The following is an 18,941-nucleotide window of genomic DNA, read 5'->3' as shown; positions in this document are numbered from 1 at the left end:
GACGCCCTCGCCGCGGGCGAACTGTCTCCCCGGCGGGGCCCGTCGACGCGCCGGCTCGGCGCGGACCGCGTCCGACCGCTCGCCGCGCCCCGTGTCCTTTATATAGAAGCGCTCAGTATCCTCCCGTATGTCAGAAATCCTCGCCGAGAACCTCTCGGGGAAAGCCGTCATGGGGTCGGACGGGACGGAGCTCGGCATGCTGTACAACATCACGATGGACCTCAAGACGGGCGAACTCGCCGACCTGCTCGTCGAGCCCGACGAGCGGTTGAACGCCGACGCGGTGGAGTTCGACTCCGACGAGGAGGGTCGGTTCCAGGTGCCCGTCAAGCGCGTGCAGGCGGTCAAGGATTACATCGTCGTCCAGCGATAACACTCGTTTTCAGGTTCATGTACGTTCTAGACGCCTCCGCGTTCATCGAGGAGTACCACACCACCGACGACATCGCCACCATCCCGATGGTGCGCGAGGAACTCGAGGACGAGAGCGCCTACCGCTTCGACGCCATGGAGGGGTCGGGGATGCACATCCACATTCCCCAGGACGGCGCGGTCGAACGCGTCCGCCGGGCCGCCGAGGAGGTCGGCGACCTCGCGACGCTGTCGACCACCGACGTCCGGCTCGTGGCGGCCGCCTTCGAACTCGACGCCACGCTCGTCACCGACGACTACGCGATGCAGAACGTCGCCGAACACCTCGACGTGAGCGTCGACGTCATCGCCCAGGAGGGCATCGAGGAGCAGCGCGACTGGCTGTTCCAGTGTCAGGGCTGTGGCCGCGAGTTCGACGAGAACAAGGACCGGTGTCCCATCTGCGGGAGCGAACTCACGCGCAAGAATCCCTCGAACGCCTGACGGCGAGACGCCCGGCCCGCCCGAAAGACGGGACGCCCGACCGAGTCGAGCGCCCCGCCCGACCGGACTCCCGGGCCTGAAACGCCGGTCAGACGTCTTCGCCGTCTATCTCCTCGAGGCCCAGCGCGACGAGCTGGTGGAGTACCTCCTGGGTGGTGAGGTCGTACTCGCGGGCCAGCGCCTCGATGCGTCTGGCGAGGTCCTCGTCGCAGTCGATCGCGTAGCGACGCTCCATGCGACTTTCGAAAGTATTTGAAGCTGTTAAATCTACGTCAGACGCGGAGCCGACGCGAGACCGACGTCCGGCACACCTCCGATTCCAAACTGTTCGTCCGACGGCGCGAGTTCCCCGCCTCACGCTCCGCCGGTCACCTGGAGGTACAGCACGAGGAAGGTGATGGCGTCGTACGCGCCGTGGACGAGTATCGGGACCGTCAGGTTCCCCGTCTGCAGGTAGGTCGCCCCGAGGACGACCGAGAGGCCGAGGATGACCACGAGCGTCGTCGCCAGCCCCGACAGGCTGGCTCCGGCCGCGTAGGCCGGGATGTGAGCCAGCGCGAACACCGCGCTGCCGACCGCCACAGCGCCCCACTCGCCGAAGGCGTCGTACAGGTCCTTCTGGACGACGTTTCGGTACAGCAGTTCCTCGCCGGGACCGACCAACAGGAACGCCGCCGGGACGAGCAACAGCAGGAACGTCGGGTTCCCGTTGGCGGCCGACTGCTGGACGCTGTGGTCGGCGGTCGCCACTCCGAGCCGGGCGAACAGCGCCGAGACGCCGAACTGGAAGCCGACCAGTGCGACCGTGCCGCCGACCGCGTAGCCCGCGTCGCGGCGGCTCGGCCACTCGACGTCGAGGAACGACCGCGACTTGCCGGTCCACCGGAAGTACGCCAGCGCGACCGTCCCGGTGCCCAGTCCCAGCGCGACCGAACTCACCACTTGCTGGAGCGCGGTCCCCGGCTCGCCGCCGGCGACGCCCGACACCGCACCGAGGAGGAGGCTGGTCCACGCCGCGATGGCGAACAGCCCGAGATAGCCGACCGCCAGTCCCCACGACGCGGCCTTGACCGCCGGCCCGAGCGACGCGGGGAATCCCCGGAGGTCGCCGTACGCCGCGATTGCGCCGCCGACGCCGCCGGCGAGCCCGAACGCCACGGCCCACCACGAGGGGACGGTCGCTCCGCCCGCCAGCGCGCCGGCGGCGGACAGTCCGAGAAGGCCCACCGCGCCGACGCTCGCGAGTCCGGCGACGACCGAGCCGGGGCCCCGGGCCAACACGCCGTGGCGTCGCAGCGAGAACGCGACGAACGCGACCCCGGCGAGCGCCGCGAGCGGGACGTTCTCGACGGGACCGGCGGCCGGGGCGTCCCACGGCAGCGCGGCCGCAACGAGCGCGAGTCCCGCCAGCGCCACGCCCACGCCGGCCGAAGACGAACGGTCGTCCATGCCAGATTCGAGGGACGGCCGGGCTAAAGGCCCTGCGCTTGCGGGCGCGGCCACGGTCGCACGGGCCCGCCGCGCCCGCGTGGTCTCACTCCACCGTCAGCGTGGTCTTGTCGGCCACCGCGTCGGCCTCCTCGAAGTCGCCGCCGCCGAGCAGCCCGCGCGCCGCCTTCTTGCCCCACTCGACTGCGGGCTGGGTGAACGTCGAGACCTCGGCGAGTTCGCCGTACAGCACGCAGGCGGCCTCCATGCCGTAGAGGAGTTCGCCCAGCCCGCGCTCGTCGACGCGGTCGACCTCGACCCGGACGGTGGGCCGGCCCGCCTCGGCGAGGCTGGCCTCGGTCGCCTCGAACTCCGCGTCGAGCAGGTCCCCGAGGGTCGAGCCGCCGAGGTACGACAGGCCCTCCAGTTCGGTCTCGGGAATCGCGCGGTCGCGACGCTCCTCGGGCCGGACGAGCGTGACCAGTTTGTCCCGAGGCCCCGCGCGATAGAGCTGGAGCTGGGAGTGCTGGTCGGTCGCGCCCAGCGCGCGGGCCGGGGTCTGGCCCCGACCGTCCTTGCCCAGGCTCTCGGCCCACAGTTGCGCGAACCACTCGGCGAACGTCTCCAGCGACTCGGCGTAGGGCATCATCGCGTTCACGCCCGCGCCGCGCTCTTCGAGGGCGTAGGCGGTCGCGCCGTAGGCGTACGCCGGGCTCTCGTACAGCGAGCCCGCGAGCCGGTCGCCCTCGTCGCTCGCGCCCGCCAGAATCGCGTCGAGGTCGTGCCCCTGAATCGCGGCACACGCCAGTCCCACGGTCGAGAGCGCCGAGAACCGCCCCGGGACGCCCTCGGGCACGTCGAGCGCGGGCAGGTCCTCGCGCTCGGCCAGCCGGCGCAGGTTGCCCTCCTCCCCGGTGGTGACGAAGGTGCGGTCGGTCCAGTCGACGCCCGCGTCGGCCATCGCTTCGCGGACCGCGAGGAAGTTCGCGAGCGTCTCGGCGGTCGTGCCCGACCGCGAGACCACGTTCACGGCGGTCGCGTCCAGCGGCAGGTCGTCGAGCAACCGGGAGACGTGTTCGGGGTCGACGTTGTCGAGGAAGTACGCGGGCGTCTCGGCGGGCAACGCACTCGCGAGAGTGGCCGCGCCCAGCGCCGACCCGCCGATGCCGACGGTCACTATCGCCTCCGCGTCGGCGAACGGCTCGACCGCGCGGCGTATCTCGTCGGGGTCGACCGTCTCGGGCAGGTTCAGCGCGGCGTACCCGCGTTCGGCGTCGGCGCGACCGCGCTCGATTCGCTCGTGGGCGTCCGCGACCCGCTCGTCGAGGTCGTCGAGCGCCGCCCGGGAGACGCCGGGCTCCGCGACGCCGGCGAGTGCGTTACCGAGGTCTACGCGCATGGTTGTCGTCTGCATCCGCGGCCGGACGAGACAAAAAGTACGGTGGTCGGCATCGCGCTCGCGAAATCATCAGCGGGCTGTCACTCGGGACGGCGTTTGATAAGTGATGGCGGCGTAACTCGGAGCGTGACCGACGACGCGCCGCGGTTCGACATCCCGCGCCACCCCGAGCGGACCTACCCGCGGGGCGGTGGCGTGGAGTACGAGGGCGGCACGGTGTTCCGGCTCTCGCCCGACGACGGGGCGACCGAGGCGGAACTGGCCGGGGTCGTCGAGCGCGTGCTGGCGGGCGACCGCTACACCTACGGCGACTGGTTCGAGCTCCCGGCCCCGGTGTACCTCGTCCACGACCGCCGCCACGCCACCGCGCTCCGTGTCGTCGTCCGGGACGGGACCGTGGAGTTCCACGTCCTGCCCGACACGGCTCAGGCGGCGCTCCGGGGGCTGTACGCCGGACTCCGCGAGGCGGCCGACTGCTCGTGGCGCGTCGAGTGCGAGACATCGGGCCCGGACTGACGCCGCGCCGACCTGCGGGTGGCGGTCCGCGAGGACCGGAGCGTCCGTCCGCGCGGTATCTTTTTGCCGCACCCGCGTCATCGGGACCGTAATGAGTCTCCCCACGACCGACGACGTGACCCTTCGGACCACCAGCACCGCCGAGGAGATGTGGGACCTCGTAGAGGGCGGCGACCCCGCGACCGCCCGGCGGTCGTACCCGAGCGGCTGGCTGTGGGCGACCGGCGACGAGGCGGTCCGGTCGCTGCTCGACGCGGTCCTCCGGATGGACGCGGGCGACCGCTACGGGCGCGACGACCTCGCGTCGCGCTCGGGGCTGGACGAGGAGGCGGTCGAGCGCGGCGTGGACGCGCTCATCTCGCTGGGCGTGCTGGTGGCCGACGAGGGTGCCTATCGGGTCAACGACCGCTCGATAGTCCGGCACGCGGCCGGGGAGCTGTCGGCGGCGGTCGCGGAGACCGACGCGCCCGACGGCGAGTCGGGCATCCAGTACCTCGCGCGCCACGAGTCGGTGCGGCTCATGGTCGACGCGCTGCTGGAGGTCGACCCCGGGCGCTCGCTCGACCAGGAGGCGGTCCACCGACTCACGGGCGTCTCGCGCAAGCGCGTCTGGCATCACGTCGAGAAACTGGTGGCGCTGGGCGTGCTCGCGGAGTCGGGCGACGAGTACGAGGTCGTTGGCGACGGCCCCGTCCTCCGGACCGTCCAGGCGCTCGACGCGGCGGTCGTCGGGGCGGCGCTCGCGCCGTCGCACCCCTGAGCAGCCGCCGGGTTCCGCTCGCGCGGGGCTACGCGGTGGCTTCCTGTGACAGGTCGACGTACTGGGACTCCCACTCGCGGCGGGCCTCGATCTCGCGGTCGCCCCTGTCGGTCAGCGTGTAGTAGTTGGTGCGGCGGTCGCGCTGGCCCTTCTCGACGAACCCCTTGTCGACGAGGGTGTCGAGGTTGGGGTAGAGACGGCCGTGGTGTATCTCCTTCTCGTAGTAGGTCTCCAGTTCGTCCTTGATGGCCAGCCCGTGCGGTTCGTCCAGCCCGGCGATGACGTACAGCAGGTCTCGTTGAAATCCGGTCAGGTCGTACATCGTTCCCCCTATAGTCTGAAACCTTTGTATCGGCAAAAGGATGATGGCCGGTCGTCCCCGTCGTACCTGTCACGGGGCCGTGACGCCGAAATCCGACGACGGAATCGGGACGACGGCGTTAATCATCCCATACTCGCGGAGTGTCCCCGCCGCCGGACGACGCGGGTCGACCTACTCCACGCTCACCGACTCGAGCCACACGTCGGCGACCGCCGACCCGCCGGTCCTGCTGGCTCGCGGGATGGCGACCAGCCGAATCGACTCGCCGGTCGACGCTGCGTCGACGAGGTCGTGTTCGAGCAGCGCCGTGACGGTCCCCCGGCGGTCGTCGCTCGACTCCCGGCGTTCGCCGCCGGCGTCCCCGCGCCCGCCGTCGGGGTCGCGGAGTTCGACCTCGCGGGCGTCGACGTACTCGCTGGCCGCCGGCGCGAACGAGAGGTAGCCCACCGAGTTGCAGTCGGGGCACTTGGCGTGGCTCCGGAACCGGCGGCCGCGCTGGACGACCTGGCGGGTCACGGCGTCGCACTTCGCACACCGGAACCCCGCGCGGACGACCTTGGGGCGGACCGGTCCCTTTTCGGCGACCGTGCCTCGAACCGTGTAGAGCCGGTTGAGGTGGTCGGCCCGGAGCTCGCCGACCGTCACCTCGCTGTCGCCCGGCAGGTCGGTCACGCGCAGGTACGCATCGCCGAAGTCGCGGTCGCCGACGTCGCGGTCGGTCTCGTCGGCGCAGAACTGCCGAAGCGCAGCCCTGCCCGCCCGCAGCGCCTCGTCGGGGCGGGCCAGCAGCGGCCGCACGAACCGATAGTCGTGACCGACCCGGTCGCAGCTCACCGACAGCGCGCGCTCGTCGGGGTACTGCTCGACGAACCGGCGAACCGACTCCGCGCGGTCGCGGTACACGTACTCGTACCACTTCTCCGTCAGGTCCCCGCTTCGGAGCGACATTGCCGGCCCTTCCCGCGCGTCGGGCTTTGTTACACGCCTCCTGCCGCGAGCCCGGACCGGTTAGCGTCGACCTGCGGGGCCGGCCGCTGAGGACGGAAACGGCCGACTGCGCCACGATTCGCGGGGTCGAGGGTCCCAGCGAGCCCACGTCGTTCTCGCCGCCGACGCCCCGGACCGCGAATCGTCCCGAGACGCCGTCGGGCCGTCCCCCGACCCCCGGCCCGCGCCGCGCTCGCGGCAGGACGGTCGTCGCGGCGCTCGGGCGTCACCGCGCCTGCGCTGGGGAAACCGCCTTCGAAACGCCCTCGTCGATTATTTCTCGTGATACCGACCGGGTGGGTTTAAATTGCTGGAATGCGTTCCCCGAAGCAGTAGCGAAATGCAACCGATGGAAGCCGTGTACGTCGCTCTCAGCGTCGCTCTCGTGGTGGTCGGTCTCGTTCTCGTGGGCATGGCAGCGCGCGCCTACATCCAGACGGACAACCGGGCGATGCTCCTGCTGATGGTCGGGTTCTCGCTCGTCGTCGGGGCGGCGGTCGCCACCACGTTCAGCGCGTTCCTCACGGACTTCTCGGCGAGCCGCATCCTGCTGACGGTCAACTACGCCGTCACGACGGTCGGCTACCTGTTCATCGTCGCGAGCGTCAGGGCGCAGTGAGACGGGCGGGATGCTGTGCGGTGCCGTGGCGGTGGTGAAGTGGCGGCGGTGCCGTGGCGGTGGTGTACGGCGTTTCATCGGTTCAAGCAACAGCTAGCGTCTGTCGTCGCCGATTTCTGCCGTGAATGACTGTCGCCGACTTCTGCCGTGAACGACGGTCGCCGACCTCTGACGTTGACGCCCGTACGTCCGACCCACGAGTGTCCAGGCTAGCTCCGGCTTGAACCACTGCGAAACCGCAGCCCACGGTTCCGGACCCGACGACCCGATTCGGTCGGTCCGACGCCGCGCTCGCCCTGCCGCGTCGCAAACCTACTTGCCCGTGGCCCGCCACGCGTTCGGCATGACCGACGCCGACGAGACGAGCGACTTCCAGCAGCGACTCCGCGACCGCGAGCCCGTGATCGGCCACTGGCTCTCCATCGGCCATCCGGCGGTCGCGGAGGTCTGCGCCCGCGACGCCGACTTCGCGGTGGTCGACACCGAGCACGCGCCGACCGACCTCGAATCGGTGGCGAACGCCGCCCGCGCGGTCGAGGCCGCCGGCGACGCCGTCGCGCTGGCCCGCGTGGCGGACAACGATTCGGTCCGCATCAAGCGCGCGCTCGACACCGGCGTCGGGGGCGTCGTCGTCCCGATGGTCGAGTCCGCCGAGCAGGCCCGAGAGGCGGTCCGGGCCGCGCGCTACCCGCCCGAGGGCGTCCGGGGCATCGCGGGCTCGCGGGCCAACGACTACGGCCGGGACCTCGCCGGGCAGGTCGACGGCGACGCCGACCCCGTGGTCGTCGTGCAGGTCGAGACCGAGCGCGCGGTCGCGGACGCCGCCGACATCGCCGCCGTCTCGGGCGTCGACGCCCTGCTGGTCGGCCCCGCCGACCTCTCGGGGTCGCTCGGTATCTTCGGCGAGTACGACGCCGACGCCTTCCGCGAGGCGGTCGAGACCGTCCTCGACGCGGCCCACGAGTCGGACGTGCCGGTCGGCACGCTGGCGACCAGCGACGAGGACATCCGGCGGTGGGCCGACTACGGCTACGACTACCAGATAGTCGGCGTCGACGCGGGCTACCTCGCGGCCGGGGCCGAGCGCGCCCGGCGCGCCTACGAGGACGCCACGCGATGACTCGACTGACGTGCTACCGGTGTGGCGCGACCGAAGCCGACCTCGACCGCAAGCGGTGTGATTGTGGCGAACCGCTCTGGTTCGACGCCGCCGACGCGGCCGCCGGGTTCGAGTGGCCCGAGTCGACCCCACCCGCCGACGGTTCCGCGCCCGACGCGCCAGCCGAACGCGGCGTCTGGCGCTACCGCGACCTCCTGCCGGTCGACTCGCCCGGACCGAACGCGGGCGTCGTCGCGGCGGCGGGCGACACGCCGCTCGTGCGCGCCGCGCGACTCGACGAGGACGCCGGGTGCCGAGTCTGGCTGAAAGACGAGCGCGCCAACCCCACGGGGAGTTTCAAGGACCGGGGCAGCGCGGTCGGCGCGGCGCGGGTCGCCGGCGCGGACGCGGCGTGGCTCGGCACCGTCTCGCACGGCAACATGGCGGTCAGCGTGGCCGCCACCGCCGCCGGCGTCGGCGCGAGCGCGGTCGTGCTGGTGCCCGCCGACGTGGCCCCGGCGCGACTCGCCGCCATCGCCGAGTACGACCCCGAAATCCTCCGCGTCGCGGGCGACTACGGCGCGCTCTACCGCCGGACCCACGAGGTCGACGCGCCCGTGACCTTCCTCAACTCCGACGCCCCGCTCCGGGTCGCCGGCCAGAAGACCACCGCGCTCGAAATCTGCGAGGCGTTCGTCCGCGGCGCGGCCGGGGACGGGACGAGCGCGCCCGACGCAATCGTCCTGCCGGTCAGCAGCGGCGGCCACGCCAGCGGGGCGTGGAAGGCGCTCCGGGAACTCCGGCGCGCGGACCTGCTCGGCGACGACGCGCCGCGGCTCTACCTCGTGCAGGCCGGGGCCTGCGACCCCATCGCGGCGGCGTTTCGGGCGGACGCCGACGAGGTGACGCCGCTCGCGGATCCCGGCGAGACGGTCGCCTACTCCATCGCCAACCCGGACCCGCCGAGCGGGACGCGGGCGCTCGCGGCGGCCCGAGCCACCGGCGGCGCGGTCGTGTCGGTCCCCGACGACGAGATTCTGGACGCGAGGAGCCGACTGGCTCGCGACGCGGGCTTCGCGGTCGAACCGTCCTCCGCGACGACGCTCGCGGGACTCCGCCGGCTCTCGGCGTCGGGCGAACTCGGGGCCGAGGAGGAGGTCGTCGCGGTGCTGACGGGCCGGGGATTCGGCGCGGCGAGCGACGGGGCGTCGCCGCCCGACCCCGAGACGGTCGACCTCGCGGCCGTCCGCGACCGAATCGAGTCGCTGGTCGCCGGGACGTGACTCGCAGATGACGACTCGCGCTGAGATGACGACTCGCGCTGAGACCTCGAAAATCGCGGTGTGGTTTCGGACGCTGGGACTGTAACTGTATCTTCGAACGCCCTCGGCGCGCTCTCAGACAGCAGAATCGCAACCATATTCTCGAAAGCCCTCGGCGCGGTCGCGGTCGCTCAGCGACATCTCCGACGGACGTAGTTGCGACGGAGAGGGGTCGCTGAGGCGACTGAACTGCACGCGACCGCGCCTCGCCCTTTCAGTCCGCCAAGGTGACCGCGAAGCACCGCACAGCCCCGCACCGCGACGGCGGGCCTCACGCCTCCCCAGCCTCGGCGAGCGCCTGAACGCGCTCGCCTCCCTCGCGCGCGTCGGTGCGGTCACGAGGACCGCACCAGCGCGCGCCGACCGTGGAAAATAACGTCAGCGCGCGGCGAGGGAGAACGATTGCGTATCCGAACACGGCCCTGGAAAGCCGGGCAAACGCTTTAGCGGAAACGCGCCGAAATCGAGCTACGTGCCCGCACTCGAAGACCCCCTCGAAATCGGCGGCGTCGAGCTTCCGAACCGGCTCTACCGCGCGCCGCTGCTGGAGTGTGCCGGCGAGGGACCCGACGCCGCCGAGGCGCTGGCGCGCGAACTCGAACCGGCGGCCGCCGCCGGGGCCGGACTCGTCTTTCAGGGCGCGGCCCCCGTCCGGTCGTCGGGCGGCCGGGTCGCGCCCTCGATGACCGGGTTCGCCGACGGGGAGTTCGTCGCGGGCCTCTCGACGCTGACCGGTGCGATTCACGACCACGGCGGGCGCATCTTCGTCCAGCTCGACCACGGCGGCCTCCGGAGTCTGGAGGCGTGGCACGCCGAGTACCGCCGGGCTAACCCCGACCGCCGGCAACTGGCGGTATCGCGCCCGCCGTGGCCGCTCCGGTTGCTCGACCGGCTCGGCTTCCTCGATGTGGACGCCCGCGTCCTCTCGACCGACGAGGTGTACGACCTCGCAGCCGACTTCGGCCGGTGTGCGGCCTGCGCCGCCGACGCGGGCTACGACGGCATCCACCTCGCGGGAGCGAACATGGGCATCCTCCAGCAGTTCCTCTCGCCGTTCTACAACCGCCGGGACGACGAGTTCGCCGACGGCGTGCGCTTTTTCGAGGTCGTCCGCGAGGAGATACGCGACCGGGCGGGCGACCTCCCGGTGGTCGTCAAGGTGCCCGCCGAGACCGAGGCCCCGCCGTTCGTCCGCCGAGCCATCGGGACCGACGACGCCGTCGGAATCTGCGAGCGACTCGACGAGGCGGGCTACGACGCGCTCGTCCCGGTTCGGGTGTCGACGTTCTGGGACATGAGCATCGTTCGGGGCGAGTTCCCGGCCCGAGCGTGGCGCGACGAGCGCTTCCGCTCGGGGTACGAAGCGGCGTTCGGCAGTCGGTGGCGGGCCGCGCTCGTGGCGGCGGCAAATCGGGCGGAAGCGGTCGTCTACGACTTCGAGCCGGCGTGGAACGCCGACCTCGCGCGCCGGGTCCGCGAGCGCGTGTCGGTGCCGGTCCTGCTGGAGGGCGGCGTCCGGACCCGCGAGCAAATCGACGCGCTCCTCGGGGACCGCCAGCGAGCCGGCGGCGGCGCACGAGCCGCTGACGGCGGGCGAACCGGCGGCGACGGCCGACTCGGGGCCGACTCCGCGCCGGCCTGCGACGCGGTCGGGATGGGCCGACCCTTCTACGCCGAACCCCGGCTGCCGGCCCGGTTGCTCGACGCCGACCGAGACGGCGGGGACGGCCCCACGGCGGTCGTCTGCGAGGACTGCAACAACTGCACCGTCCCGCAGGCGACCGGCGCGGACGGCGTGTGTCGGACGCCAGACGTGCTGGCCGAGCGCGGGCGGCTGGCGCGGGCGGGCGCGTACGAGCGCTCGCCCGACGACGACCGCTAGCCCGACCGACGCCGACCGGTGGTGGGTGCGGGCGGCGTGGGCGACGTCTCGTTCGTCACCGACGACGACGGCAACTACGTCGGAGCCGAGATAGCCGTCGACCGACGGGACGGGCGGCTCGACGTGTTCGTCCGGGACGGGTAGGCGCGGGCGAATCCGGGGGCCGTGCGCTCGACCGGCCAGTAGCGTGCCCTCGGACGCCACGGCCAGGCTCGTCACAAGCGGGGTGCGAAGAGGGCGAGGCTGCCGTGGACGGGGCCGCCGGGGCGTTCGCGGTCACTCGGCTCCGGTCGCTTTTCCGAACACGACCACCCGAGCGGGGCGTACTTCTTTGCACCGGGCGGCCGTAGTCGCCCGACATGGCCGACGATTCCGACGAGTCGCGGTCGCGCGACCCCCACGACGACGAGGCGTCGGCCGGCCTGTCGTTCTCGCTGCCGCCGATCACGCTTCCGGAGGTTCACCTGCCCGAGCGCGTCCGACTCGTCTTTCCGGTGCCCGAGCCCCCCGAGAAGGTCTCGAAGCCGATTCGGGTCGACGCGTCGTGGGGACTGGTCGCGGTGGCGGTCGCGGACGCCCTCGACGCGGTCGCGGTCGTCTGGGCCGGGCCGGAGGCGCTGGCGTGGGCCCGCGCGGCGGTCGGACTCGCCGTCGGCGTCGCGCTGGTCGGCGCGCCCGGCCTGCTCTACGTCTGGGAACTGCTCGCCACCGTCGGTGGGATGGGTTGGCTCGCGCTCGCGCCGACCCTGACCGCGCTGGTCGTGGTCCGGCTGTTCGCCGACGCGGAGTGACTGCGACCGACGACGAGGGCGTGCGGATGCGCCCTCCCGTAGTTTTCGGCAGTAGCTAGCTCCGCCGTCCCCGGCGATTCGTTCCGACGGTCAGTAGCGTCTCCCCGACGGACTCCACGCTCCAAGCCCCGAAACCGACCCACTTTTGGCCCCGCACTCTCGCCAAACCAGCATGGACCGGTCCGCGCTCGTCGCCGTCGTCGCCGGAGCCCTGCAGGGCATCTTCGAGTGGCTGCCCATCTCCAGCGAGGGCAACCTCACCGTCCTCCTGACCGCGCTGGGCGAGTCTCCCGCGGTCGCAGTCCAGTTCTCGCTGTTCCTCCACGTCGGGACCGCGCTCTCGGCCACGGTGTACTACCGCGAGGAACTCGCCGACGTGCTGGCCGCGCTCCCCGACTGGCGGCCGAGGTCGGCGTTCGCATCCTCGACCGACCCGCACGCCGACGAGACGGTCACGCTCTCGTTTCTGGGCGTCGCCACGCTGGCGTCCGGCACGGTCGGCATCGCGGCCTACGCCACGCTCGACCACGTCGTCTCGGCGCTCACGGGCGGGGCGTTCGTCGCGCTCGTGGGCGTCCTGCTGGTGCTGACCGGCGTCCTGTTGCGGGTCGCCGACGACGCCGAGTCGGCGGGCTGGGGCGCTTGGCTCCGCCCCGCCGGCGTGGGCTTCGGCGGCCGGGACGCGCCCGACCTCGTCGACGCCGTGGTGGTGGGCGCGCTGCAGGGACTCGCCATCCTGCCGGGCGTCTCGCGGTCGGGCACCACGGCGTCGGCCCTGCTGTTCCGGGGCCACGACGGCCCCTCGTCGTTCCGGCTCTCGTTTCTGCTGTCGATTCCGGCCGCGCTGGCCGCGGGCGTCCTCGTCGTCGTCGACGAGGGCGTGCCGGCGGTCGCGCCCGTGCCGGCCCTGCTCGCGCTCGGGACCGCCGCGCTCGTGGGCTATCTCACCATCGACGCGCTGATGCGGGTGGTCGAGCGCGTCCCCTTCTGGGGGGTCTGTGTCGGCCTCGGCGCGCTGGCGGTGGCCGGCGGCGCGGGACTGGCGGTGTAGTCGGCGCGCGACTCGCGGCCCACGCCGCAGGTCACCACGTCAGCCCTTCGTAGGTGATGCCCTCGCGGGGCTCGACGATTCGGCGACCGTCCACCACGACCGGGGTCGCCATCCGGTCGAACTCGTCGTCGAGGGCGGCGAACTCGTCCCAGTCGGTGACCACCAGCGCGGCGCTCGCGCCGTCGAGGGCCTCCCCGGCGGCGTCGGCGTACTCGATTTCGGGGAAGCGCTCGCGCATGGTCTCGGTCGCCACCGGGTCGTAGGCCGCGACCGTGGCACCGCGCTCGCGCAGGCCCTCGACGACCGGAATCGCCCGGGAGTTGCGCACGTCGTCAGTGCCGGGCTTGAACGCGAGGCCGAGGACGGCCACGCGCTCGCCGGCGGGGTCGACGTGGTCGTCGAGCAGGTCCAGCATGCGCTCGGGCTGGCGGTCGTTGACCTCGATTGCGGCCGCCAGCATCGCCGGCTCGTAGTCCGCCTCGCGGGCGGCGGCGACCAGCGCGGCCACGTCCTTCGGGAAGCAACTGCCGCCCCAGCCGACGCCGCTCCGGAGGAAGCGCTCGCCGATGCGGTCGTCGAGCCCGATGGCCTCGGCCACCTCGTAGGCGTCGACGCCGTACTCCTTGCAGACGTTCCCGATGTCGTTGACGAGGCTGACCTTCGACGCGAGGAAGGCGTTGTTGGCGTACTTTATCATCTCGGCCTCCCGGATGCCGGTCTCGACCAGCGCGGCCTCGGAATCGGCGAGCAGGTGCTCGAACACGTCCCGGAGGCGCTCGCGCGCGAGGTCGGTGTACGCGCCGAACACTACCTTGTCGGGGTCCCGGAAGTCGGCGACGGCGCTGCCCTCGCGCAGGAACTCGGGGTTCATCGCCACGTGGAGGTCCTCGCCGAGCGTCTTGCCCGAGGTCTCGGCCAGCAGCGGCGCGACCGTCTCCTCGGTGGTTCCCGGAATCACGGTCGACTTGACCACCACGAGGTGTGGGTCGTCCTTGCCGGCGAGCGCCTCGCCGAGCGATCGGACGCCCGCCTCGACCGCGCCGAGGTCGATGCTGCCGTCCTCGCGGGCGGGCGTCGGGAGCGCGAGGAAGGTGACGTCGGTGTCGACGACCGCGCCGTAGTCGGTGGTCGCGTGCAGCCGGTCGCCGCCGTGTTCGGCGAGCAGGTCGTCGAGGCCGGGTTCGTGAATCGGCGCGTCGCCCCCGTTGATGGCGGCGACGACGCCCTCGTCGATGTCGACGTTGGTCACCTCGTGGCCGTCCTCGGCGAGGCAGGCCGCGACCGTGGTGCCGACGTAGCCGCTGCCGACGATGCTGACGTTCATCGTTCGTTCGGTCTTCGGGTATTTCCTTGAGGTTTCGGGTCGATTGACGACGTAGTGTCCCGTTACGGACGAGGCCAGCGGCTCGGTTCCGGCCTCTCGGCGTCTCCGGGAGAACGCCCTCGGACTCGCGGCTCGCGGTTCCGGACTGGCCCCGCTCTCGAACCAAACCCTTACGTGGAGGGTCCAGTGTGGTACGGTAATGGGAACGTCTCACGAACCGGTGGGCGGAGGCGGGGACGAGACGAGCCAACTCACGCTCGAAGTCTGGCATCCCGAGTGCTGGACGCTGGAGACGACGGCGGCGGTCGACGCGGGCCTGCTCGCCCACAGCGTCCACGAGGTCGAGGACCTGATTAACGCCCGGCTCACGGCGTACGCCGACACCCACGACGAGATCGATGCGCTGGTCGAGGCAATCGCCGAGTCCGAACTGACCCAGCGCGTCGAGCGGATTCACCACTTCTTCAATCCGAACCTCCGGACCGACGCCGCGGGTAACGTCACCGAGGAACTGCTTGTGCGCTACGACTCGGCCAACAGCATCCACGACGCGTTCCTCTCTCGGGGGTTCATCCCGGACGAGGAGATACGCATCTCCGACGGCTACGAGTACTGGACCGTGGTCGTCACGGCGTCCCGCCAGACCGTCCGGACTCGCCTCGACGAGATTCGCCGGGAGATGGACGCCGAGATCACCGTTCGGGGGATGAAGTCGCCCGAGACGACTGCGAGCGCGTCCGAGACCGGGAATCGACTCTCCGAGCGCCAGCTGGAGGTGTTCGAACTCGCCCGGCGCGAGGGCTACTACTCGTGGCCCCGCGAGACGTCGGCGACGGAACTCGCCGAACAGTTGGACGTGGCGAAACCGACCGTGCTCGAACACCTCCGGAAGGCCGAGGCGAAGCTCCTCGACCCCGACGGCTGACGCCCTCGACCGGCTCCGAATCGGGGGCCAGTCGACTCCGAGCCGACGAGACCCGGAACGTCCCTTCCATGATAGGTCGTGGCTATATGCTGGTTGATTAGCATTCATCTCGTCGTATGTCAACGAGCGACAGGGGAGCTGACGAGGGACTGTTCGAGCGGCTCACCGAGGGGCCGTTCGGGAAGATACTCCTGCCGGCTATCATCCTCCAGTCGGTGCTCATCGGCGGCGGGTACGCGACGGGGCGGGAGATAGTCACCTACGGCGCACAGTACGGCGCTGCGGGCTGGCTCGCGGTGGTCGGCATCTGGGTCGGGTTCACCGTGATGGCGGTGTTGACCTTCGAGGTCGCACGGACGTTCGGCGTCTACGACTACAAGAGCTTCATCGAGCAGCTCATCGGGCGGCTCTGGCCGGCGTTCGACGTGGTGTTCCTGGTGATGGCGGTGCTGGTCATCGCCATCATGGCGTCGGCGGCGGGCAACATCATGGAACAGACCATCGGCATCCCGTATCTGGTCGGCGTCAGCCTGGTCGTCGTCGTGGTCGGCGTGCTCAGCTACGCCGGCGAGTCGTTCATCGAGCGGTTCAAGACCGGCGGGACGACCTTCCTCTACCTCGCGTACGTCCTGTTCGGCGTCGTGGTGCTCACCCAGACGTGGGGCGACGTCACCGCGGTCTTCGCGTCGGGCGACACGTCGTACGTCGGCGACGCGAGCGCGCTGTCGGTCCTCCAGTCGGGCGTCCTCTACGTCGGGTACAACCTCGTGGTGTTCCCGGCCGTGTTCTTCGCGCTCGACCGCCAGACGTCCCGGCGCGAGTCGGTCGTCTCGGGACTGCTCGCGGGCGCGCTGATGACCATCCCGTTCGCGCTGACGTACGTCTCGTTCATGGGCTTTTACCCGTCCGAGGAGGTCATGGGCGCGTCGGTGCCGTGGCTCCCCGTGTTAGAGAGCGTGGGCGGTCCCGCGCTCATCGCGTTCTACGGCGTCGTGATGGGCTGGACGCTCATCGAGACCAGCGTCGGCCTCATCCACGCGCTGGTCGACCGGGTCGACGAGAACATCGCCGACGTCGGCGTCGGCCCGCTTGAGGGCCAGACCAACCTGTCGAGTCTCCAGGCCGGACTGCTGTCGGTCGGCGTGCTGGTGGGCGCGCTCGTGCTCTCGCGGGTGGGCATCATCGCGCTGGTCTCGCAGGGGTACACGATGATGGCGTACGTCCTCATCGCGCTGTTCGCGGTCCCGCTGCTCACGGTTGGCGTGGTCCGCATCCGCAACCCCGACTGGGGCTCGGGCTTTTTCGGCTCCGACGGGTCGAGCGCCGCGACCGCTCGCTCCGACGACTGACGCTATCGGTCGCTCCTTCCCTCCGTACCTTCTATGAGAGGGGGTGACGTTTAGAAGCGGGCGTCCGAACCCCCGACGCCATGAACCTCCGAGAGCAGTTCGACGTCCCGGTGCCCGCGATCGTCCTCGCGGAGGGCGAGTTCGGCGAGACCGGGGGCAAGACCGCCAACGGAGTCGTCACGCACAGCGAACTCTTCGACGCCCGCGCGGTCGTCGACGCCGAGACCGCCGGCCGGACTCCGGCGGACGTGCTCGGGACCGACGACGCGCCCGACGTTCCCATCGTCGAGTCGGTCGAGGCGGCCCTCGACGCGGCCCCCGATGCGCGGGCGCTGGTGATCGGCGTCGCGCCGGCGGGCGGCGACCTGCCCGACGCCTGGGTCGCCGACATCGAGGACGCGATTCGCGCGGGCTGTGACGTCGTCTCCGGGCTCCACGTCTTCCTCTCGGAGGACGAGCGCTGGACGGAACTGGCCGACGAGCACGGCGCGCGGCTGTTCGACGTCCGGAAACCGCCCGGCGGCGACGAGCTGCGCGTCGGCGACGGCTCGGTCGACGAGGTGGCCGCCGACGTCGTGCTCACGCTGGGCACGGACTGTGCGGTCGGCAAGCGAACGACCACCTTCGAGCTGTATCGGGCCGCCCGCGAGGCGGGCCTGGACGCCGGGTGGGTCGCGACCGGCCAGACCGGCATCATGGTCGGCGCACACGAGGGCGTCGTCGTCGACCGCGTGCCCGCCGACTTCGCGGCGGGCGTCGTCGAGGACGCGGTCGCGGCGGTCGGCGCGGACCACGACCTGGTGTTCGTGGAGGGGCAGGCGTCGCTGACCCACCGCGCCTACTCCGGGGTCACGCTGTCGATACTCCACGGGTCGTGGCCGGACGCGGTCGTGCTCGCCGACGAGCCCGGCCGCACCGCCCGGACCCACTTCGAGTCGTTCGCCGTCGAGGGCGTCGACGCCGAGCGCCGACTGGTCGAGGACCTCTCGGACGCCGACGTGGTCGCCGTCTCGACGTGGGGCGATTCCGCGGTCGAGGGTGAGCGCCACGACCTCCCGGTGGCGAACGTCTACGAGGACGGCGGCCCGGCGGCGCTGCTGTCCGCAGTCCGGGCGGGGCTCGCGGACGGACGCGGGACGGCCGAGGACGCAGGGAGCGTGACCGGCGAATGAGCGAGATCGCCTCCCTGTCGGTCCGGCGGCTGGACCTGCCGCTGGAAGCGCCGTTCGAGATATCGCTGGGCACCCAGCGCGAGGCGTCGAACCTCCTCGCGACCGTCGAGACCGAGTCGGGGACGACGGGCTACGGCGAGGGGTCGCCCCTCCCGCCGGTGACGGGCGAGACCCAGTCGGCGGCCATCGAGACCGCTCGGGCGGCGGCCGACGTGGTCGAGGGCCGCGACGTCGGCGACTACCGCGCGCTGGTCGCGGACCTCCGGTCGACGTTCCCGGGGATGGTCTCGGCGCTGTTCGCGGTCGAGACGGCCGTGCTCGACGCGTACTGTCGGGAGCGCGGACTGGCGCTCTCGGAGCTGTTCGGCGGCCGCCCCGAGCCCGTCGAGACCGACCTGACGATTCCCATCGTCGACCCCGAGACCGCCAGCGAGCGCGCGACCCGCGCGGCCGAATCGGGGTACAGCCACCTCAAGATAAAGACCGGCTCCGAGGTGGCGTCGGACGTCGAGCGGGTCGTCGCGGTGGCCGACGCCGCGCCCGGGGCCGCGCTGAAGGTCGACGCCAATCAGGGCTGGTCGCCCGCGGAGACGGCCCGGTTCGCCGACGCGGTCCGCGAGCGCGGCGTCGACCTCGACCTGATAGAGCAGCCCGTGCCGGCGGCCGACGTCGCCGGGCTCGCGCGAGCCCGCGACCTCGTCCGGGTCCCGATCGCGGCCGACGAGGCGGTGTTCACGCCCGAGGACGCGGTCCGAATCGTCCGCGAGGAGGCCGCCGACGTGCTCAACGCGAAGCTGGGCAAGTCGGGGCCGCTCGCGGTCGCGGACATCGCGGCCGTCGCGCAGGCGGCCAACCTCGATTTGATGGTCGGCTGCATGCTCGAGAGCGCAGTCGGCATCCACACCAGCGCTCACGTCGTCGCCGGGACGGGCGCGTTCTCCTACGTCGACCTCGACGGGAACCGCCTGCTCGCCGAGGACGTCGTCGACAGCGGCGGCGGGCCCACCCATCGCATCTCGGGGCCGGGCCACGGCGTCACGCCCCGCGAGTAGGCGGTCGCCGGCAGGACGCCGAGCGCGCCGCCGGGTCGAGCCGAACCGCGCAGGGGAGCGCTTTTGAGGCCCCCGTCTGAACGTCCTG

Annotated in this window: 21 protein-coding genes; 15 read left to right on the top strand and 6 right to left on the bottom strand. The window is 71.7% G+C overall.

All coding sequences use genetic code 11. From position 1 onward, the window contains the following. Positions 1–127: 127 nt before the first annotated feature. Entirely contained in the window at positions 128–373 is a 246-nt protein-coding gene (locus EPL03_RS12695) for a PRC-barrel domain-containing protein (protein WP_135829710.1), read from the top strand. 17 nt (positions 374–390) lie between these two features. Beyond that, positions 391–855: an NOB1 family endonuclease gene (locus EPL03_RS12690; RefSeq protein WP_135829709.1), complete on the top strand. Its 465-nt coding sequence runs from the start codon at positions 391–393 to the stop codon at positions 853–855. A gap of 88 nt (positions 856–943) precedes the next feature. On the opposite strand, the gene EPL03_RS12685 is transcribed toward EPL03_RS12690, so the two are convergent. The 3 genes from EPL03_RS12685 to EPL03_RS12675 form a co-directional block, all read right to left on the bottom strand. Further along, entirely contained in the window at positions 944–1,090 is a 147-nt protein-coding gene (locus EPL03_RS12685; RefSeq protein WP_135829708.1) for a CopG family transcriptional regulator, read from the bottom strand. 119 nt (positions 1,091–1,209) lie between these two features. Further along, on the bottom strand, positions 1,210–2,304 hold the full coding sequence (locus EPL03_RS12680) for a CPBP family intramembrane glutamic endopeptidase (protein WP_135829707.1): 1,095 nt from the start codon (positions 2,302–2,304) through the stop codon (positions 1,210–1,212). An 85-nt stretch (positions 2,305–2,389) separates the two neighbouring features. After that, complete coding sequence (locus tag EPL03_RS12675) at positions 2,390–3,682, bottom strand: glucose-6-phosphate isomerase (protein ID WP_135829706.1); 1,293 nt, start codon at positions 3,680–3,682, stop codon at positions 2,390–2,392. 126 nt (positions 3,683–3,808) lie between these two features. Between EPL03_RS12675 and EPL03_RS12670 the strand changes: the two genes are divergently transcribed. Together EPL03_RS12670 and EPL03_RS12665 are read left to right on the top strand one after the other, a co-directional pair. Beyond that, complete coding sequence (locus tag EPL03_RS12670) at positions 3,809–4,198, top strand: hypothetical protein (protein WP_135829705.1); 390 nt, start codon at positions 3,809–3,811, stop codon at positions 4,196–4,198. Between the two features lie 91 nt (positions 4,199–4,289). Beyond that, positions 4,290–4,958, top strand: coding sequence for a hypothetical protein (locus EPL03_RS12665; protein ID WP_135829704.1), 669 nt, complete (start codon positions 4,290–4,292; stop codon positions 4,956–4,958). Positions 4,959–4,986: 28 nt separating this feature from the next. Here EPL03_RS12665 and EPL03_RS12660 read toward each other — a convergent pair whose 3' ends face one another. Beyond that, on the bottom strand, positions 4,987–5,280 hold the full coding sequence (locus tag EPL03_RS12660; RefSeq protein WP_135829703.1) for a PadR family transcriptional regulator: 294 nt from the start codon (positions 5,278–5,280) through the stop codon (positions 4,987–4,989). A 171-nt stretch (positions 5,281–5,451) separates the two neighbouring features. Beyond that, complete coding sequence (locus EPL03_RS12655) at positions 5,452–6,228, bottom strand: minichromosome maintenance protein MCM (protein ID WP_135829702.1); 777 nt, start codon at positions 6,226–6,228, stop codon at positions 5,452–5,454. A 388-nt stretch (positions 6,229–6,616) separates the two neighbouring features. On the opposite strand from EPL03_RS12655, the gene EPL03_RS12650 reads away from it, so the two are divergent. From EPL03_RS12650 to EPL03_RS12625, 7 genes are all read left to right on the top strand, one after another. Continuing rightward, the gene (locus tag EPL03_RS12650) at positions 6,617–6,886 is read left to right on the top strand and encodes a DUF7521 family protein (RefSeq protein WP_368277077.1); all 270 of its coding nucleotides are present in this window, start codon (positions 6,617–6,619) and stop codon (positions 6,884–6,886) included. 343 nt (positions 6,887–7,229) lie between these two features. Continuing rightward, positions 7,230–8,006: an HpcH/HpaI aldolase family protein gene (locus EPL03_RS12645; protein ID WP_135829700.1), complete on the top strand. Its 777-nt coding sequence runs from the start codon at positions 7,230–7,232 to the stop codon at positions 8,004–8,006. Next, positions 8,003–9,268 carry a threonine synthase gene (locus EPL03_RS12640; protein ID WP_135829699.1) on the top strand — a complete coding sequence of 422 codons (1,266 nt, stop codon included), beginning with the start codon at positions 8,003–8,005 and terminating at the stop codon, positions 9,266–9,268. The genes EPL03_RS12645 and EPL03_RS12640 overlap by 4 nt, the downstream gene beginning before the upstream one ends. Positions 9,269–9,779: 511 nt before the next feature. Then, positions 9,780–11,189, top strand: a complete 1,410-nt coding sequence (locus tag EPL03_RS12635) for an oxidoreductase (RefSeq protein WP_135829698.1) — start codon at positions 9,780–9,782, stop codon at positions 11,187–11,189. A gap of 18 nt (positions 11,190–11,207) precedes the next feature. Next, complete coding sequence (locus EPL03_RS20650; RefSeq protein ID WP_280178856.1) at positions 11,208–11,333, top strand: hypothetical protein; 126 nt, start codon at positions 11,208–11,210, stop codon at positions 11,331–11,333. 215 nt (positions 11,334–11,548) lie between these two features. After that, positions 11,549–11,980: a hypothetical protein gene (locus EPL03_RS20045; protein WP_168216255.1), complete on the top strand. Its 432-nt coding sequence runs from the start codon at positions 11,549–11,551 to the stop codon at positions 11,978–11,980. Between the two features lie 172 nt (positions 11,981–12,152). Then, positions 12,153–13,031, top strand: a complete 879-nt coding sequence (locus EPL03_RS12625; RefSeq protein WP_135829697.1) for an undecaprenyl-diphosphate phosphatase — start codon at positions 12,153–12,155, stop codon at positions 13,029–13,031. 31 nt (positions 13,032–13,062) lie between these two features. On the opposite strand, the gene aglM is transcribed toward EPL03_RS12625, so the two are convergent. Further along, positions 13,063–14,355 carry a UDP-glucose 6-dehydrogenase AglM gene (gene aglM, locus EPL03_RS12620; RefSeq protein WP_135829696.1) on the bottom strand — a complete coding sequence of 431 codons (1,293 nt, stop codon included), beginning with the start codon at positions 14,353–14,355 and terminating at the stop codon, positions 13,063–13,065. 199 nt (positions 14,356–14,554) lie between these two features. On the opposite strand from aglM, the gene EPL03_RS12615 reads away from it, so the two are divergent. The 4 genes from EPL03_RS12615 (at position 14,555) to EPL03_RS12600 (ending at position 18,853) form a co-directional block, all read left to right on the top strand. Then, positions 14,555–15,280: a helix-turn-helix domain-containing protein gene (locus EPL03_RS12615; protein WP_135829695.1), complete on the top strand. Its 726-nt coding sequence runs from the start codon at positions 14,555–14,557 to the stop codon at positions 15,278–15,280. Between the two features lie 116 nt (positions 15,281–15,396). Then, positions 15,397–16,629 (top strand): YkvI family membrane protein, encoded by a 1,233-nt coding sequence (locus EPL03_RS12610; RefSeq protein WP_210424995.1) that lies wholly within the window; start codon positions 15,397–15,399, stop codon positions 16,627–16,629. 80 nt (positions 16,630–16,709) lie between these two features. Further along, positions 16,710–17,801, top strand: coding sequence for a DUF1611 domain-containing protein (locus EPL03_RS12605; RefSeq protein ID WP_135829694.1), 1,092 nt, complete (start codon positions 16,710–16,712; stop codon positions 17,799–17,801). Then, complete coding sequence (locus EPL03_RS12600; protein ID WP_135829693.1) at positions 17,798–18,853, top strand: dipeptide epimerase; 1,056 nt, start codon at positions 17,798–17,800, stop codon at positions 18,851–18,853. The genes EPL03_RS12605 and EPL03_RS12600 overlap by 4 nt, the downstream gene beginning before the upstream one ends. Positions 18,854–18,941: the final 88 nt, after the last annotated feature.

The organism is Halorussus halobius (assembly GCF_004765805.1).
Classification (GTDB): Archaea; Halobacteriota; Halobacteria; order Halobacteriales; family Haladaptataceae; genus Halorussus; species Halorussus halobius.
The sequence above is the reverse complement of the archived record's forward strand: the minus strand, read 5'-3'. Positions and strand labels throughout refer to the sequence as shown.

Coding starts and splice junctions, on each gene's coding strand:
- EPL03_RS12615 (WP_135829695.1), top strand. CDS start 14,555: ATGGGAACGTCTCACGAACCGGTGGGCGGAGGCGGGGACGAGACGAGC.
- aglM (WP_135829696.1), bottom strand. CDS start 14,355: ATGAACGTCAGCATCGTCGGCAGCGGCTACGTCGGCACCACGGTCGCG.
- EPL03_RS12605 (WP_135829694.1), top strand. CDS start 16,710: ATGAACCTCCGAGAGCAGTTCGACGTCCCGGTGCCCGCGATCGTCCTC.
- EPL03_RS12600 (WP_135829693.1), top strand. CDS start 17,798: ATGAGCGAGATCGCCTCCCTGTCGGTCCGGCGGCTGGACCTGCCGCTG.
- EPL03_RS12645 (WP_135829700.1), top strand. CDS start 7,230: ATGACCGACGCCGACGAGACGAGCGACTTCCAGCAGCGACTCCGCGAC.
- EPL03_RS12695 (WP_135829710.1), top strand. CDS start 128: ATGTCAGAAATCCTCGCCGAGAACCTCTCGGGGAAAGCCGTCATGGGG.
- EPL03_RS12640 (WP_135829699.1), top strand. CDS start 8,003: ATGACTCGACTGACGTGCTACCGGTGTGGCGCGACCGAAGCCGACCTC.
- EPL03_RS12625 (WP_135829697.1), top strand. CDS start 12,153: ATGGACCGGTCCGCGCTCGTCGCCGTCGTCGCCGGAGCCCTGCAGGGC.
- EPL03_RS12690 (WP_135829709.1), top strand. CDS start 391: ATGTACGTTCTAGACGCCTCCGCGTTCATCGAGGAGTACCACACCACC.
- EPL03_RS12660 (WP_135829703.1), bottom strand. CDS start 5,280: ATGTACGACCTGACCGGATTTCAACGAGACCTGCTGTACGTCATCGCC.
- EPL03_RS12650 (WP_368277077.1), top strand. CDS start 6,617: ATGGAAGCCGTGTACGTCGCTCTCAGCGTCGCTCTCGTGGTGGTCGGT.
- EPL03_RS12675 (WP_135829706.1), bottom strand. CDS start 3,682: ATGCGCGTAGACCTCGGTAACGCACTCGCCGGCGTCGCGGAGCCCGGC.
- EPL03_RS12685 (WP_135829708.1), bottom strand. CDS start 1,090: ATGGAGCGTCGCTACGCGATCGACTGCGACGAGGACCTCGCCAGACGC.
- EPL03_RS12680 (WP_135829707.1), bottom strand. CDS start 2,304: ATGGACGACCGTTCGTCTTCGGCCGGCGTGGGCGTGGCGCTGGCGGGA.
- EPL03_RS12665 (WP_135829704.1), top strand. CDS start 4,290: ATGAGTCTCCCCACGACCGACGACGTGACCCTTCGGACCACCAGCACC.
- EPL03_RS20045 (WP_168216255.1), top strand. CDS start 11,549: ATGGCCGACGATTCCGACGAGTCGCGGTCGCGCGACCCCCACGACGAC.
- EPL03_RS12610 (WP_210424995.1), top strand. CDS start 15,397: ATGTCAACGAGCGACAGGGGAGCTGACGAGGGACTGTTCGAGCGGCTC.
- EPL03_RS12655 (WP_135829702.1), bottom strand. CDS start 6,228: ATGTCGCTCCGAAGCGGGGACCTGACGGAGAAGTGGTACGAGTACGTG.